The organism is Marinobacter sp. UBA2688 (assembly GCF_002352785.1).
GTDB lineage: Bacteria > Pseudomonadota > Gammaproteobacteria > Pseudomonadales > Oleiphilaceae > Marinobacter > Marinobacter salarius.
In genome coordinates this window covers 174,935-190,682 of record NZ_DELU01000026.1, presented here as the reverse complement: position 1 = coordinate 190,682, position 15,748 = coordinate 174,935, and the positions used below count along the sequence as shown (strand labels likewise).

General features: G+C 57.3%; 15 protein-coding genes. 13 read left to right on the top strand and 2 right to left on the bottom strand.

Annotation, left to right across the window (positions count from 1 at the left end; translation table 11 throughout):
- Positions 1-706 (bottom strand): 2Fe-2S iron-sulfur cluster-binding protein (locus tag B3M52_RS16320; protein ID WP_286749882.1); only part of this gene is annotated, 706 nt, incomplete at its 3' end.
- Between the two features lie 280 nt (positions 707-986).
- Between B3M52_RS16320 and B3M52_RS16315 the strand changes: the two genes are divergently transcribed.
- The 13 genes from B3M52_RS16315 (at position 987) to B3M52_RS16255 (ending at position 14,867) form a co-directional block, all read left to right on the top strand.
- The gene (locus B3M52_RS16315; protein WP_075195340.1) at positions 987-1,676 is read left to right on the top strand and encodes a TetR/AcrR family transcriptional regulator; all 690 of its coding nucleotides are present in this window, start codon (positions 987-989) and stop codon (positions 1,674-1,676) included.
- Between the two features lie 190 nt (positions 1,677-1,866).
- Complete coding sequence (guaD, locus tag B3M52_RS16310; protein WP_075195339.1) at positions 1,867-3,168, top strand: guanine deaminase; 1,302 nt, start codon at positions 1,867-1,869, stop codon at positions 3,166-3,168.
- Positions 3,169-3,401: 233 nt separating this feature from the next.
- Entirely contained in the window at positions 3,402-4,778 is a 1,377-nt protein-coding gene (locus tag B3M52_RS16305; RefSeq protein WP_228715241.1) for an NCS2 family permease, read from the top strand.
- Between the two features lie 66 nt (positions 4,779-4,844).
- Positions 4,845-5,603: an outer membrane protein OmpK gene (locus B3M52_RS16300; RefSeq protein WP_075195337.1), complete on the top strand. Its 759-nt coding sequence runs from the start codon at positions 4,845-4,847 to the stop codon at positions 5,601-5,603.
- Between the two features lie 76 nt (positions 5,604-5,679).
- Positions 5,680-6,033 (top strand): hydroxyisourate hydrolase, encoded by a 354-nt coding sequence (uraH, locus tag B3M52_RS16295; protein WP_075195336.1) that lies wholly within the window; start codon positions 5,680-5,682, stop codon positions 6,031-6,033.
- Positions 6,034-6,083: 50 nt separating this feature from the next.
- Positions 6,084-7,322, top strand: coding sequence for a urate hydroxylase PuuD (locus tag B3M52_RS16290; protein WP_075195335.1), 1,239 nt, complete (start codon positions 6,084-6,086; stop codon positions 7,320-7,322).
- Between the two features lie 110 nt (positions 7,323-7,432).
- A complete protein-coding gene (gene puuE / locus B3M52_RS16285; protein ID WP_041334473.1) occupies positions 7,433-8,383 on the top strand; it encodes an allantoinase PuuE in 951 nt (316 codons plus the stop codon).
- Between the two features lie 11 nt (positions 8,384-8,394).
- Entirely contained in the window at positions 8,395-9,231 is an 837-nt protein-coding gene (locus tag B3M52_RS16280; protein WP_227662380.1) for a bifunctional allantoicase/(S)-ureidoglycine aminohydrolase, read from the top strand.
- 20 nt (positions 9,232-9,251) lie between these two features.
- Positions 9,252-9,749, top strand: a complete 498-nt coding sequence (locus B3M52_RS16275) for an ureidoglycolate lyase (RefSeq protein WP_075195334.1) — start codon at positions 9,252-9,254, stop codon at positions 9,747-9,749.
- 110 nt (positions 9,750-9,859) lie between these two features.
- Positions 9,860-11,635 carry a glyoxylate carboligase gene (gene gcl, locus B3M52_RS16270; RefSeq protein ID WP_075195333.1) on the top strand — a complete coding sequence of 592 codons (1,776 nt, stop codon included), beginning with the start codon at positions 9,860-9,862 and terminating at the stop codon, positions 11,633-11,635.
- An 88-nt stretch (positions 11,636-11,723) separates the two neighbouring features.
- Entirely contained in the window at positions 11,724-12,500 is a 777-nt protein-coding gene (gene hyi / locus B3M52_RS16265) for a hydroxypyruvate isomerase (protein ID WP_075195332.1), read from the top strand.
- Entirely contained in the window at positions 12,497-13,423 is a 927-nt protein-coding gene (locus B3M52_RS16260) for a 2-hydroxy-3-oxopropionate reductase (protein WP_371915661.1), read from the top strand. The genes hyi and B3M52_RS16260 overlap by 4 nt, the downstream gene beginning before the upstream one ends.
- Before the next feature lie 130 nt (positions 13,424-13,553).
- On the top strand, positions 13,554-14,867 hold the full coding sequence (locus B3M52_RS16255) for a glycerate kinase type-2 family protein (protein WP_075195330.1): 1,314 nt from the start codon (positions 13,554-13,556) through the stop codon (positions 14,865-14,867).
- 71 nt (positions 14,868-14,938) lie between these two features.
- Here the strand turns inward: B3M52_RS16255 and B3M52_RS16250 are convergent, their stop codons facing one another.
- Positions 14,939-15,694, bottom strand: a complete 756-nt coding sequence (locus tag B3M52_RS16250) for a GntR family transcriptional regulator (protein WP_041334486.1) — start codon at positions 15,692-15,694, stop codon at positions 14,939-14,941.
- Positions 15,695-15,748 lie beyond the last annotated feature (54 nt).

Sequence of the window (15,748 nt, the reverse complement as noted above, 5' to 3'; positions counted from 1 at the left end):
GAGTGGCTGGCGCATCGTATCGGTAGCCGTGATCGTCGGTGAGTTCGCCCGCCGTATTCTGTACGCTTAACAGGTCGGCGATCATTTCGGGGTTCTGCAGCCAGGCTATGCCGCTAAGGCCCGGCGCGGGGTTGTTCGGAGCCGCGCCATCCGGGCCGCTGAGCGCACTGCTTCGGCTCAGAACCGCGTTACCGGTGCCGGGTTCCCACGTTTGCACGCAAGCCCGACGCCCGGCCTCGATGATTGGCCGGTAACCCGTGCAGCGGCAAAGGTTGCCGGACAGCGCCTCCAATAAGGCGTCGTCGTCGGGTACGGAACCGTTCGCTGCGCTTTCTGTATGCAGGGCAAACAGCGACATGATGATGCCTGGTGTGCAGAAGCCGCACTGGGCTCCGTGACACTCCACCATCTCCTTCTGTACCGGGTGAGCTGGCTCCTGGGTTAGCGCGTCGACGGTCACCAGATGTTTGCCATGCAGGCTTCCGACGAGCGCGATGCAGCTGTTCACGCTGTCGTAGCGGAGTTGCCCGGACTGCTCAGGGTCGGGCGATCCGATCACCACGGTGCAAGCCCCGCAGTCACCCGATGCGCAGCCTTCCTTGGTGCCTGTCAGTCGCTTCCTGGTGCGCAGCCAGTCGAGGATGCTTAGATTCGGGTCGACTTGGTTGAGTTTTTGTAGTTGGCCGTTCAAGTAGAATCTGATCACAAATTTTCCCGCTCTTCTGCACTTGCGCCTGTCTCTTTCTGCTTTTCTCTTTGTTTAAGACTGAGCATCAGAGTCATTGGCGTAAGCCCTTGATTGATTTCAGTAGTTGCACAGGCGATGCCGCATCACGGATGCCAAAAGTCACATGGGCCCGTTATTCTTTTTACAATTTCCTGACCAAATAGTCCAGTTTTTTGTGTAAAGACTATTCCTTTGATTGCCGCACAGAGATCGGCTATCGTCGGAGCCTCGACGTTCCAACCTGAAGCTACTCGACACCATGACCCGTCAAATCGAACCAGACTCCCCCGAAACGAAGCGAACAACGTCATCAGGCAGCAAGCGCAAGAAAGTGCGTCCGGGCCGAATCCGTGAGCGCAATCGTGAGCGTATTCTGATGGCCGCGGAAAAGGAGTTTTCCCAGAACGGCTTCGGGGCAACCACCGTTCAGAAGATTGCGGACAGGGCGGGGCTGCCGAAATCCAACGTGCTTTACTATTTCAGCAATAAAAAACGCATCTACTACGCGTTGATGGATGACATCATGGGGCGGTGGAATGAGATGTTCTCGAAGATACAGCCAGAAGATGACCCCGCCACGACCCTGGCCAGTTTTATTCACGCCAAGGTAGAGCTATCCAGGACCCACCCCCTGGCATCGCGCCTGTTTGCGCTGGAAATTATTCAGGGGGCGCCGGTCCTCAAGGACCATCTGTCTACGACCATGCGGGAGTGGGTGCAGGCGCGAGCGGGTGTGATTCAGCAGTGGATCGACGCGGGGCGAATGGCGCCCGTTGATCCGGTGCAACTCATCCTCCTGATCTGGTCATCCACGCAACACTACGCTGACTTCCAGGTCCAGATCCTCGCGATTGAGGACAAGAGCGAATACACCGAAAGTGACTTTCAGCACGCTGCGGATTTCCTGACGTCTGTCATCCTGCGCGGTTGTGGCCTCGCCGAGCCTTAAAGCCTGACTCCGGAATGCCTGGCATACCGCCCGTCGTATGCCTTCGATGGGGTTCGGTCTTGAAAATTTCCTGACTTATTGGTCAGTTTTTTATTGACCAGGCTACCAATCCTGTTTAAATTTCCCTGAGACACGCAATCCAATCGTCGCCAACAATACCAATGCGACAACAAGACTGACGAGAGTGACCATGTCCCAACGCAAAGCCTACCGTGCCTCTGTTTTCCACTGCATCGCCGACCCGGGCGTGGTGGGTGCGGAACGTTCCTACGAGTATTTTGAAGATGGCCTGTTAATGGTCGAGGACGGCATGGTCGTCGAGATAGGCATGGCGGAGAGCCTGTTGCCGTCACTGTCTCCTGAGGTCGAGGTCGTCCACTATGAGAATGCCCTGATAACCCCGGGCTTCGTCGATACTCATATCCATTATCCGCAGGTGGGAATCATCGGCTCCTATGGCGCCCAGTTGCTGGACTGGCTGGAAACCTACACCTTTCCCTGCGAGGGACAGTTTGATGATTCCCGGCACGCTCATGCCCAGGCCGATATCTTCCTCCGTGAACTGTTGAGAAACGGGACAACGACGGCCCTGGTCTTCGGAACCGTCCATAAGCAGTCGGTGGATGCCTTTTTCGAGCATGCCTCCAAGCTGAACCTGCGGATGATTGCGGGCAAGGTGCTGATGGACCGTTGCGCGCCTGACTATTTGGTGGATACAGCGGAATCCGGCTATGCAGACAGCAAGGAGCTAATTGAGCGTTGGCATGGAAAGGGCCGTTTGTCCTATGCGGTGACGCCCCGATTTGCGCCGACGAGCTCCGATGAGCAACTCGAGCTGGCAGGTAAGCTCTTCAAGGAATTCCCGGGCTTGTACATGCACACCCACATTTCCGAGAACCGACAGGAGATTGAGTGGGTCAAAGAGCTGTTTCCTGAGCGGGATGGTTACCTTGATGTATACGACCACCATGGCCTGATTGGTGAACGGTCAGTGTTTGCTCACGGTGTTCACCTGCATGACGACGAGTGCAGGCGTCTGGGCGATACTGGCTCAGCGGTTGCCTTTTGCCCGACGTCGAACCTTTTCCTTGGCAGTGGTTTGCTCGACCTGGCGCGCCTGGAGTCGCATGGAGTGCGCGTTGGCCTGGGCACGGATGTAGGGGCGGGTACCAGTTTTTCCCAGCTTCAAAGCCTTAACGAGGCGTACAAGGTGCTGCAACTGCAGGGGCAGAAACTGGATCCTTTTAAAGCCTTTTACCTCGCGACGCTGGGCGGAGCCCGGTCCCTCTACCTTGATGACAGGATTGGCAGCCTGAAGGCCGGGAAAGAGGCGGACTTTGTTGTGCTGGATTATGAGGCCACGCCGCTGATCAGTTACCGCCTGAAGCATTCCAAAAGCCTGGAGGAAACGCTGTTTGCCCTCATGATTCTTGGCGATGATCGCGTGGTGAAGGAAACCTTCAGCGCAGGCCTGTCCGTTCACCGCCGATAGCGTGCCACTGGCGGGCTGCCCGTTACCACGAATGGGCATGCCCACCCTCGGTCCAGAACCTTTCTGCCCTACCTCTTCGGGTCCTTCTTTTTTCTTGTGCACAATCGTTATAAGAATTTTGTTGCAATTGTTGTATACAAAAGCATAATCGGAATTGTTATTCTTGACCGACAAGTCAGGAAATATCGATATGGGCAAATCAGCCATCACCTGCCTCAAGGGCTCTGCTCTGGGTGATAGAAAACAACAATGATGAGGAATACCTTGTGGAAAACATCGATCAGCAGAAGCGCTCGCTCGGAGCGTCAGCGAGAACGGACTGGCTCGAGCGCATTTTCAAGCTCCGCCAACATGGAAGCTCAGTCAAAATTGAGCTGATGGCAGGTCTGACCACGTTCGTCACAATGGCCTACATTATCTTCGTTAATCCCAATGTTATGGCTGCGGCCGGCCTTGATCATGGTGCTGCGTTCGTCGCCACCTGTCTGGGGGCGGCACTTGGCTGCCTGCTCATGGGGTTTTACGCCAACTGGCCGGTGGGACTGGCGCCGGGCATGGGGCTCAACGCGTTTTTTACCTACACCGTCGTTGGCGAAATGGGCTATACCTGGCAGGTTGCCCTCGGCGCGGTCTTCCTCTCCGGCATCCTGTTTATGATTATGAGCCTCTCGCGAATCCGGGAATGGCTACTGAACAGCATTCCGATGAGCCTGCGTTTTGCCATGGGGGCAGGGGTTGGTCTGTTTCTCGGGCTCATTGGCCTGAAGACGGCGGGCATTGTCGTCGACAGCCCCGCGACGCTGGTGACGATGGGGTCTTTTGGTGAGCCTTCTACACTGCTGGCCGCCATCTGCTTTTTGCTGATCGCGGTGCTTAGCCACCGCAACGTGTTCGGCGCCATCCTGCTGAGCATGCTCGTGGTAACGGCGATTGGTTGGAGCATGGGGCTTGTGGAGTATGGCGGGGTTGTGTCGCTCCCTCCCAGCCTGGCGCCAACCTGGCTGGCGATGGACATAGCGGGCGCGTTGAATGTGGGAATGATCAGCGTTGTGCTCGCGTTTCTCTTCGTGAACATGTTCGACACCGCGGGAACACTGATGGGGGTGGCTCATCGTGCAAACCTGGTTGACGAGAACGGCAAGATAGAAAACCTTTCCAAATCCCTTAAAGCGGACAGTACATCCAGTGTCCTGGGCTCATTTGTGGGTTGCCCGCCGGTAACCAGCTACGTTGAAAGCGCTTCAGGCGTAGCCGCGGGTGGTCGCACTGGTCTGACGGCCGTCACTGTCGGCGTGCTATTCCTGCTAGCAACCTTCTTTGCACCTCTTGCGGGAATGATCCCGGCCTACGCGACCTCAGGCGCACTGATATACGTCGCTATGCTGATGATGAGTGGAATGGCCCACATCGACTGGAAGGACATCACCGACACCATTCCGGCCATCATTACTGTGGTGATGATGCCGCTGACCTTCTCCATCGCCAATGGCATTGCGCTGGGCTTCGTTACCTATGCCACGTTGAAGCTGCTTACCGGGCAGAGGAAGAAAGTATCCGTCAGCCTGTATGTTCTCTGTGTCATCTTCATCGCCAAGTTCGCCTTCCTGTGATCAAGGCACACGGTTGACCCGAACCCGAGGTTTTACCCCAAAACAACAAAACGAGAGGTAGTAAAAATGAAACTGTTGCAAAAAATCCTGCTGGCGGCGTGCGTTTTCACCGCGTTTGTTCCGGTTGTTCACGCTGAAAAGTTCTTCGGCAGTTCCAGTGTGTCGCTGCTTTATAGCGATGACTATGAAATCTTTGGCTCTCAAAAAGAGTCCGCGACCGTGTTTACCTTTGAAAACGTGACCGCCCACAACTGGGGGGATACGTTCTTCTTCATTGACCGCTATCAGGTTCAGGGGGATTCCGGTAACGCTGACTCCACCTATGGGGAGTTCGCGCCCCGGTTGAGCCTGAGTTGGCTAAGCGGCCAGGATCTGGGCTTCGGGCCGGTTAATGACGTCTACCTGGCAACCCAGTATGAGTTCGATGGTGGGGTAGAGGCGAACAACCACATGTACGGTCTTGGATTGGGCTGGGACATCCCTGGATTCCAATACTTCAACACCAATGCCTACTATGTTGAAAACAACACCGCGCTCGACACGCCGGACGACTGGCAGCTGACCGTAACATGGGGGGTGCCGTTCGAACTGGGCAGCGCGGCGTTTCTCTTTGACGGTTTTATCGACTATTCATCGGGGGTAAGCGGTGCTCAGAGTGCGGACTTGCACATCAACCCGCAGTTCAAACTCGACCTTGGTCATTTCACGGGAGAGGCTGGCGTGTTGTATGCCGGTATAGAGTACTCGTACTGGCGTAATAAATTCGGTAGCCCAAACATAGATACGGAGAACGCTGTTAGCGCACTGGTCAAGTTCCACTTCTGACCCGCGCTATCATCATCGGATCCATTGGGCCGCTGGTTTCAGCGGTCCAGCTGCCATCACATGACAGGAGAACTTTATGGGACGCCTTACCACACACGTACTGGATACTTCGCTGGGACGCCCCGGACAGGGTATTCGTATCGAGGTTTACCGACTGGAGGGTGAATCGCGCACCTTGCTGAAAGAAGTCACCACTAATGATGATGGCCGTTGCGATGCCCCGATACTTGAAGGTGAGGCCTTTACCGAGGGCCAGTTCGAGCTGGTCTTTCACGCTGGAGACTACCTCCGGCGCCAGGGCGTAGAGGCTGACGAACCGCGCTTTCTCGATGTTATCCCATTGCGTTTCGGCGTGGCTGACGCCTCCCAGCACTTTCATGTGCCCCTCCTGCTTTCTCCCTACAGCTACTCCACCTACCGCGGTAGCTGAGTCGAGATGGTCAGTCATCAATACAATAGTGCGAACAAGAGAACAGGTTAATGGAAGCTTACATTCTGGATTTTGTGAATTTCATGTTGCGGTGGCTGCATGTGATTGCGGCGATTGCGTGGATTGGTGAGTCAATCTACTTCGTGATGCTGGATAACAGCCTCAAGCCGCCACAGGCCGAAAACTGCAAAAAGAAGGGGGTTTTTGGTGAGATGTGGGCTGTGCATGGGGGCGGTTTCTATCACAACCAAAAGTACGCCACCAGTCCGGGTACCTTGCCTGCCGACCTGCATTGGTCGTTCTGGAAATCGTACACCACCTGGCTGTCGGGTTTCGCGCTGTTCGTTATTCTCTACATGGTCAACCCAGGCTTCTACCTGGTGAACACCAATAGCAGTTGGCAGTGGGCTGCTGAGTTAAGTGGATGGCAGGCCAACGTTGCGGCGGTGCTTTTCCTGGTATTCGGGTGGGTTGTATACAATGAGCTGTGCAAGCGCATAAGCCCGAACATGGAGCGGGACGGCATCCTGAGTATTGCGGTTGGGGTGCTGCTTGTCATAGTTGCCTATGTAAGCACTCAGTTGTTTGCTGGCCGTGCTGCGTTCCTTCTGACCGGTGCTGTCATGGCGACAGCCATGTCCGCGAACGTTTTCTTCTGGATCATTCCGGGCCAGCGCCGCATGGTCGATGCCATGAAGGCGGGCGAGGAGCCCAATCCGATTGATGGCAAGCGCGGTAAACAACGCTCTGTCCACAATACCTACTTCACGCTTCCCGTCGTTCTGTTGATGATCAGTAATCACTACGCCTTCGCCTATACAGAGGCTCAGGCATGGTTGGTCATGTCGCTGCTCATATTTGCCGGCGCCGTTATCCGCCAGTTCTTTGTACTGATGCACGCGGGCAAAACCCAGCCTTCCTACCTTCTGGCCGGTGGTGTGCTGATCCTGCTGACGTTCTGGGTGGCCGCTCCCACGGGAGAGTCCCAGGTGGCAACGGCTCAGGCAAACGCCGAGCCCAATACGACGACGCATGAGACAAGTGAATCCCCCCTTGCTGCCAACGTGGGCGCGACCATTGAGCAACACTGTGCGGGATGCCATTCGAAGCAACCTGAGAACCCGGCGTTTTCGGCTCCGCCGGCGGGATTTGCGTTTGATGCGGTCGATCAGATCCTCAGCCATCAGGCCAAGATCCAGGAGGTTGTGGCGAACGGATACATGCCGTTGGGCAACGCCACGAACATGACCGAAGAAGAACGCGAAATCATCAAGAACTGGGGTGAATGAGTGTTGCGTTCAAGTTGGATACAATATAGTATACTTAAGTATACAATGCATATTGAAGGCGAGCTGGTACCAACGGCCTGCCAAACGGATTGGAAGAAGGAAGTTGCTTGATGAATCCGGCTAATCCAGACCATTACCCCCGAGACCTGATTGGTTACGGTTCTGAGCCTCCCCATGCAAATTGGCCTGGCCGGGCACGTATTGCCGTGCAGTTCGTTCTCAATTACGAGGAAGGTGCGGAGAACTGCGTCCTGCATGGCGATACGCATTCGGAGCAGTTCTTGTCCGAAATCGCCGGGGCTGAGGCCTACCCAAGCCGGCACATGAGCATGGAGTCAATCTATGAGTACGGCTCGCGGGCAGGGGTATGGCGGGTACTGAAGGAGTTTCAGCGCCGCGGCATGCCGCTGACGGTATTTGGCGTGGCGATGGCCCTTGAGCGGCACCCCGAGCTTGCCCATGCGTTTAAAGAGCTGGGGCACGAGGTTGCCTGTCACGGTTGGCGCTGGATTCACTACCAGAATATTCCGGAAGGTATAGAGCGCGCGCACATGCGCCGGGCCATCGAGATCTTCGAGGCTTTATACGGCGAGAAACCGGCAGGGTGGTATACCGGTCGCGACAGCGAGAACACGCGCCGTCTGGTGCTGGACGAAGGCAGCTTTCTCTACGACAGCGATTACTACGGGGACGATCTGCCGTTCTGGACCCGTCAGTACGACAGTGAGGGCGAAATGCACAACCACCTGGTAGTGCCTTATGCCCTGGACACCAATGACATGCGCTTCGCTTCAGCGCAAGGCTTCGGCACCGGAGAGGACTTTTACCAGTATTTACGGGATGCCTTCGACGTGCTTTATGCCGAGGGTGAGGACGCGCCAAAAATGCTGTCTGTTGGTCTCCACTGTCGGCTGGTTGGCCGGCCGGGGCGCTTTCGGGCCCTGCAACGGTTCCTCGATCACATAGAAGCCCATGATCGTGTCTGGGTTACGAGACGTGTGGATATTGCTCGCCATTGGGCCGAGCACCACCACCCGCTCTCATCCAAGGAGCAGCAATGAGCAATCGATCTGTGAACAAACCTACGTATTACGCTCCCGCTGGCGGGCATCCACCTCAGACCCAGTTGTTGTCTGATCGTGCGGTTTTTACCGAAGCCTACGCCATCATTCCCAGGGGCGTGATGCGGGATATCGTCGCCAGTGCCTTGCCGCATTGGGAAAAAACCCGGCTTTGGGTGCTTTCACGCCCGCTGTCTGGATTCGCCGAAACGTTCTCCCAGTACATCATGGAAGTGTCCCCTGGGGGCGGCAGCTCGCGACCAGAGCTGGACGCTTGCGCGGAAGGGGTTCTGTTTGTGGTTGAAGGCGAGATGACCCTGACCATTGCCGGCCAACAACACCGGATGCAAGAGGGCGGCTATGCCTTTATCCCGCCGGGTGCGTCCTGGCAGTTGTTCAACGAGAGCGATGCGCCGCTGCGTTTTCACTGGGTGCGAAAAGCCTACGAGCATGTCGACGGTATTGATGTGCCTGAGGCCTTTGTCACCAACGAGACGGACATAACGCCCACCGAGATGCCGGGAACTGAGGGTCGCTGGACGACAACACGTTTTGTTGATCCGCAGGACATTCGCCATGACATGCACGTCAACATTGTCAATTTCCAGCCCGGCGGAGTCATTCCATTTGCCGAGACCCACGTGATGGAACATGGCCTTTACGTGCTGGAAGGGAAGGCGGTTTATCACCTCAACCAGGATTGGGTTGAAGTGGAGGCGGGTGACTACATGTGGCTTCGCGCCTTCTGCCCGCAAGCATGCTATGCCGGTGGGCCGGGACCTTTCCGATACCTGCTTTACAAGGATGTGAACCGGCACATGAAACTCAGCGGATTCGGTTCGCGCTGAGCTGAGACGAGGACATTTTTATGCTGGAACTCAAAGCACAACCGCTGAGCCAGGAGGCATTCGCCGAGTTCGGGGATGTTATTGACCGGCGCACGGCTGACTCCTTTCCCATCAATGCGGGGCGCACCCAGCGCCACCATGATCTGGCGAAAGTGGAGCTGCTCGGTGATGAGGCACGGGTTCTGGTGAGTATTTTTGTCAGCCAGCCGGTGACGTTACCGCTGGAGCTGTCGTTCCTGGAGCGCCACCCGCAAGGCAGCCAGGCTTTTATGCCCCTGCACGAGGAGCGATTCCTGGTTGTTGTCGCACCCCCAGGCGACACGATCAACCCTGATGAAGTTCGCGCCTTTGTCACCGATGGTTTCCAGGGAGTGAATTACCGCGCGGGTACCTGGCACGCCGTGCAGTCGGTGTTGGATCGGGAAGGCGAATTCCTGGTTATCGATCGCGGCGGCTCGGGGAACAACTGCGACGAGTACGGAATGGAGGTGCGTGTGCTCCTCGACCTATCTGACTGATCTACCGGCTGAATTTCCATTCAACCTTTACCGACGGTGCTCCTAAGTTTCAAGCGCCGGGACGAGCTTCGCCTCGAATACAAGAACAATCTTACTTCGGAGGAAACACCATGACTCGCATGACCGCAGCAGAAGCCGCTGTTCACGTTTTGAAGAAAGAAGGTATCGACATTGCCTTTGGAGTGCCCGGAGCGGCGATTAACCCGTTCTATTCCGCCATGCGCAAGGTTGGAGGAGTTGACCATGTCCTTGCGCGCCACGTGGAGGGGGCCTCTCATATGGCAGAGGGTTACACCCGCACAAAAGCAGGCAACATCGGTGTCTGCATCGGAACGTCAGGGCCTGCCGGCACCGACATGATCACCGGGCTGTACTCTGCCACGGGCGACTCCATACCCATTCTCTGCATCACTGGGCAGGCGCCGCGCAGCAAGCTGCACAAGGAAGACTTCCAGGCGGTTAACATCCAGGCCATCGCCGGCCCGGTGACCAAATGGGCGGTTACCGTCCTTGAGCCGGCCCAGGTGCCGCGGGCGTTCCAGCAGGCGTTCCAGTTGATGCGCAGCTCCCGTCCTGGTCCCGTTCTGATTGACCTGCCCATCGATGTACAGATGAGCGAGATCGAATTTGATCCGGACACCTACGAATCGTTGCCTGCCTACAAGCCGTCGGCTTCACGGGCGCAGATCGAGAAAGCGCTGACCTTGCTGAACGAGGCTGACAAGCCCCTGCTGGTTGCCGGTGGCGGCGTTATCAACAGTGATGCGAGCGACCTTCTGGTTGAGTTTGCAGAGCTTACGGGTGTTCCCGTGGTTCCGACCTTGATGGGCTGGGGGACGATTCCCGATGACCATCCATTGATGGCCGGCATGGTGGGGCTCCAGACGTCCCATCGCTATGGCAACGCCACCATGCTTGCGTCCGACTTCGTGATGGGTATTGGTAACCGCTGGGCGAACCGGCACACCGGTAACATCGAGGCCTATACCAAGGACCGGAAGTTTGTTCATGTTGACATCGAGCCCACCCAGATCGGCCGTATCTTCGGGCCGGATTATGGGATTGTCTCTGATGCCAAGGCGGCGCTGGAACTCTTCATTACCGTGGCCAAGGAGTGGCGCGCCGAAGGCAAACTCAAGGATCGCGGAGCCTGGGCCCAGAAATGCCAGGAGCGCAAGCAGACACTGCTGCGCAAGACTCACTTCGACGACGTGCCGGTCAAGCCGCAGCGCGTCTACGAAGAGATGAACAAGGTGTTCGGCAAGAATGTCCGGTACGTGACCGCCATTGGTCTGTCCCAGATCGCCGGAGCGCAGTTCCTGCACGTGTACAAGCCGCGGCACTGGATCAACTGCGGTCAGGCCGGGCCGTTGGGCTGGACCATTCCAGCTGCCCTGGGTGTATGCCGTGCCGATCCCGAGGCCGAGGTCGTCGCTCTCTCCGGGGACTACGACTTCCAGTTCATGGTTGAGGAGTTGGCTGCCGGGGCGCAGTTCAAGCTGCCCTACATCCATGTCCTCGTGAACAACTCGTATCTGGGGCTGATCCGTCAGGCGCAACGTGGTTTCGAAATGGACTACTGCGTGCAGCTGTCATTCGAGAACGTTAACTGCCCCGAGATAAACGACTATGGCGTTGATCACGTCTCGGTTGTCGAGGGCCTTGGTTGCAAGGCGTTGCGGGTCACCAAGCCTGATGACATTGGCCCGGCGTTTGTCCAGGCACGGCAGCTGATGCACGAGCACCGGGTACCGGTTGTGGTCGAGATCATCCTTGAGCGTGTGACCAACATTGCCATGGGGACCGACCTTGACGGTGTTAACGAGTTCGAAGCACTGGTAGAGAACGTCACCGATGCGCCGACCTCAATCGCCAGCCTGACCTAAGCAACGCAATCAATCGCCCCCGGCCTGTGGGAAATCAACAGGTAGAGGGGGGCGAAGACCCAAAAATGGACGAGTAGGAGACCCCAAAATGCCTAAGTTTGCAGCGAATCTAAGCATGCTGTTCACCGAGGAGGATTTTCTCGACCGCTTCCAGGCCGCCGCGTCGGCAGGCTTCCAGGGCGTAGAGTACCTCTTCCCCTACGATTACCCCGCGGCAGACATCAAAAAGCAGCTGGATGCCCATGGGCTTACCCAAGTGTTGCACAACCTTCCCGCAGGGGACTGGGCGGCTGGTGAGCGCGGTATTGCCTGCCGCCCGGATCGGGTCGACGAGTTTCGTGAAGGCGTGGATATGGCCATTGACTACGCCACTGTGCTCGGGTGCAAGCAACTGAATTGTCTGGCAGGTATCCGACCAAACACGGTAAGCGAAGAACAGGCCCGTCGAACCCTGATCGACAACCTGCGCTTCGCCGCCGAAAAACTGAAAGCGGCAGGCATCCTGTTGCTCGCCGAGCCCATCAATACCCGGGACATACCCGGCTTCTTCCTCAACCGGACGGAGCAGGCCCTGGCTCTGTTTGAGGAAGTGGGCAGCGACAACCTGCAACTGCAATACGACATCTATCACATGCAGATCATGGAGGGCGACCTGGCCCCGACCATCGAAAAGCACCTTTCGAAAATCGGCCATGTGCAGCTGGCGGACAATCCAGGGCGCCACGAACCCGGCACGGGGGAGATCAATTACCCGTTCCTGTTCGGCCATCTTGATCGCCTGGGCTACCAGGGGTGGATCGGCTGCGAGTACAAGCCTGCAGCGACGACGCTTGAAGGGCTCGGCTGGCTGGACAACGCACGATAAGGTCATTCAACAAGAAAGTTAGTAAGGAGAGGATTATGAGCAAGATCGGATTTATTGGTCTCGGGATTATGGGTCGGCCCATGGCCGGCCATCTGCTGGAAGCGGGTCACGAGCTGGTGACCTACGTTAAGCACGGCACCCTGGACGAAGGCCTGGCGGCCAAGGGTACGAAAGAAGTCGATAGCCCCAAGGCGGTTGCGGAACAGGCCGAGATCATCATCACCATGGTGCCGGACACCCCCGATGTTGAGGAAGTGCTGCTTGGCGAGGCCGGCATTGTTGAAGGCCTCCAGCCCGGTACGCTGGTCATTGACATGAGCTCCATTGCGCCGATTCCCACTCAGGCATTTGCCAAGCGCATTACCGAGGCTGGCGGTGAATACGTCGACGCCCCGGTGTCTGGTGGCGAGGGTGGCGCTGTTAACGCAACGCTGACCATTATGGTGGGTGGTACCAATGAAGGCTTTAACCGGGCCCTGCCCGTCCTTGAGGTAATGGGCAAGACCATCACCCATATTGGCGAGCACGGCGCCGGTCAGATCTGCAAAGTCGCCAACCAGATTGTCGTAGCGCTGACCATCCAGGCCGCGGCTGAGGGCCTGCTTTTCGCGTCGAAAGCCGGAGCGGATGTGACGAAAGTGCGTGAGGCCCTGCTGGGTGGTCTGGCCCAGTCGAAGATCCTCGACGTGCACGGAGAGCGCATGATCAAGCGTACCTTTGACCCAGGCTTCCGCATTCGCCTGCACCAGAAGGACCTCAACCTGGCTCTGGAAAGTGCACGCAGCCTGAATTTGTCACTGCCCGGTACCGCCAATGCCCAGCAACTGTTCCAGGCCTGCGCCGCGAACAACGGCGCGGATTGGGATCACGCAGGCATTGTGAAGGCCCTGGAAAAACTGGCAGACCACGAGATTGGTGCCTAGTTAAGCAACCGGCGCTGCACTCAAACCCAATGGCCGGTGTCGATTCGGCACCGGCCATTAGGGCGCGATTGGGGGCGCGCTGGCGTACCACGTCATTTTTTTAGTTTCTATCCGTTGCGAGGAGCCGCAGATGCACGCCCTGTCCAATTCGCTGTCCTTTGATCATCCGACAGAAGTGAATGTCTGGCTCAGGCAGCTTGCCGCAACGGCGGTCTCCGCCGTCCATCCCGATACGCTGCTTTCGGCTGGTCAGCTACCGCCGCGCCCGCCCGGACGTACCGTTGTGATTGGGGCTGGCAAAGCGGCGGCGGCGATGGCTGCGGCCTTCGAGCGCACGTGGGCTGATACCTACGAGGACGCCGACCTTTCCGGGCTTGTTGTTACCCGTTATGGACATGGCGCGGAGTGTCGTCACGTCGAGGTATTGGAAGCTTCTCATCCCATGCCGGACGAATTGGGCGAGAAGGCTGCCCAGCGTATGCTCGAGTCGATGGCCGGGCTGACCGGGAATGATCTTGTTGTCGCTTTGATTTCCGGTGGCGGTTCCGCACTCATGACGCTGCCGGCGCCAGGGCTGACACTGCAGCAAAAGCAGGCCATCAACAAGACGCTGTTGCGTTGCGGGGCCCCGATCCGGGAGATCAACACGGTGCGGCGCCACCTTTCGCGCATCAAGGGTGGGCGCCTGGCTGTCGCTGCCCATCCGGCGAGGGTGATTACCTACCTGATTTCCGATGTGCCCGGCGACGATCCTGCGCTCATCGCCTCAGGACCAACCATTCCAGACGCGACAACGCCACTGGATGCCCTGGAAATACTGGAGCGGTACTCCATTGATATTCCAGAGGCTGTGCGTAGCCACCTGGTCAGCGACGATACCGCCCCCAAGCCGCATTCACCCGAATTTGGGCTTGACCGCACGATCGTTCAGGCCAGGGCCTGTGATGCACTTCGAGCCGCCGAAGCGTCCGCCAACCTGGCCGGTGTAGACGTTCGTGTATTGGGTGACGATCTTGAAGGAGAGGCGAGGGAGCTCGGAGGTGAGCACGCGACAATGGCGTTGACGCTGCAAAAAGACCTCAAAGAACCTCTGTTGATCCTTTCAGGCGGCGAGACCAGCGTTACGGTGTCCGGTGAAGGGCGAGGAGGCCGCAACGTCGAATACCTCCTGGGCGCCATCTCGGTCCTTCAGGGAGCGTCCAATATTCACGCTTTGGCCATCGACACGGACGGTATTGATGGCTCCGAGGATAACGCCGGGGCTATTTTCGGCCCCAATGACTGGTCGCGGGTCCAGGCCCTGAAGCTTGACCCTGCAACCTATCTCGCCCGCAACGACGCCTACAGCTTTTTTGAAGCACTCGATGGCTTGATCATCACGGGTCCGACTCGCACCAATGTTAATGATTTCCGCGCCATTCTGGTGCTTCCGAAGTCCATGTGAGCCCCGAAGTCCATGTGAGTAAAGCACCGAGCACTAACATCGGTCCTGTACGCGGATACCCTGGCAGGACCTTATTGTTTGGTGCCGGCTTTTTTGCGGGCAAAGCCAATGTGTGAAAACACCGCATGCAGGTCATCGGTTGTGCTTTCGTTATCAAAGTTCAGTTTCGCATCGATATGATCCATGTGGTGCATCATCAACGAAACGGCTTTGTCGGTGTCACGGGCGGATATCGCATCCAGTAGCTGGTTGTGCTCATCATAGGAACAGTGCGAACGGGTTCCTTTTTCGTATTGGGCGATGATCAGTGAGGTCTGCGAAACCAGGCTGCGCTGGAAGCCAACGAAGGGGGCGTTGTTCGCCGCCTCGGCCAGTTTCAGGTGAAACTCGCCAGACAGGCGAATACCGGCGCCCCGATCCCCGCGGGCGAAGCAATCATGCTCCTCTGTCACCATCTCCCGCAGCTCATCGATCTGTTCTTCAGTGGCGTGCTGAACGGCAAGCTCTGTGATGGCACGTTCGACCAAACGCCTTGCGTAGAGAATCTGGCGGGCTTCCTCCACGCTTGGGCTGGCCACCATTGCGCCCCGGTTGGGGCGAATGGAAACGACACCCTCATGTGCCAGCTGTGACAGCTCCCGCCGGATAATCGTGCGGCTGACTCCAAAAATTTCTCCCAACGCCTCTTCGCTCAATTTCGTTCCCGGGGCCAGGCGATGCTCAAGAATAGCGTCGAACATGTGGGCGTATATGGTGTCGCTTGTCGCCCCCGTCCGTTTCTTCTCGGCTCGGTTCGGGCTTTTGGTGGGCTGCGCTTGTTTGCTCATAATGTCTCGCGAATGAGGTGGTGGAAGTACGAAATCCGGTAGTGGGATAGTATA

Bases quoted from the DNA above. Each gene is read 5' to 3' on its own strand.
- B3M52_RS16275 (WP_075195334.1), top strand. From the start codon at position 9,252: ATGCTGGAACTCAAAGCACAACCGCTGAGCCAGGAGGCATTCGCCGAG.
- B3M52_RS16250 (WP_041334486.1), bottom strand. From the start codon at position 15,694: ATGAGCAAACAAGCGCAGCCCACCAAAAGCCCGAACCGAGCCGAGAAG.
- gcl (WP_075195333.1), top strand. From the start codon at position 9,860: ATGACTCGCATGACCGCAGCAGAAGCCGCTGTTCACGTTTTGAAGAAA.
- guaD (WP_075195339.1), top strand. From the start codon at position 1,867: ATGTCCCAACGCAAAGCCTACCGTGCCTCTGTTTTCCACTGCATCGCC.
- uraH (WP_075195336.1), top strand. From the start codon at position 5,680: ATGGGACGCCTTACCACACACGTACTGGATACTTCGCTGGGACGCCCC.
- puuE (WP_041334473.1), top strand. From the start codon at position 7,433: ATGAATCCGGCTAATCCAGACCATTACCCCCGAGACCTGATTGGTTAC.
- B3M52_RS16290 (WP_075195335.1), top strand. From the start codon at position 6,084: ATGGAAGCTTACATTCTGGATTTTGTGAATTTCATGTTGCGGTGGCTG.
- B3M52_RS16315 (WP_075195340.1), top strand. From the start codon at position 987: ATGACCCGTCAAATCGAACCAGACTCCCCCGAAACGAAGCGAACAACG.
- hyi (WP_075195332.1), top strand. From the start codon at position 11,724: ATGCCTAAGTTTGCAGCGAATCTAAGCATGCTGTTCACCGAGGAGGAT.
- B3M52_RS16255 (WP_075195330.1), top strand. From the start codon at position 13,554: ATGCACGCCCTGTCCAATTCGCTGTCCTTTGATCATCCGACAGAAGTG.
- B3M52_RS16300 (WP_075195337.1), top strand. From the start codon at position 4,845: ATGAAACTGTTGCAAAAAATCCTGCTGGCGGCGTGCGTTTTCACCGCG.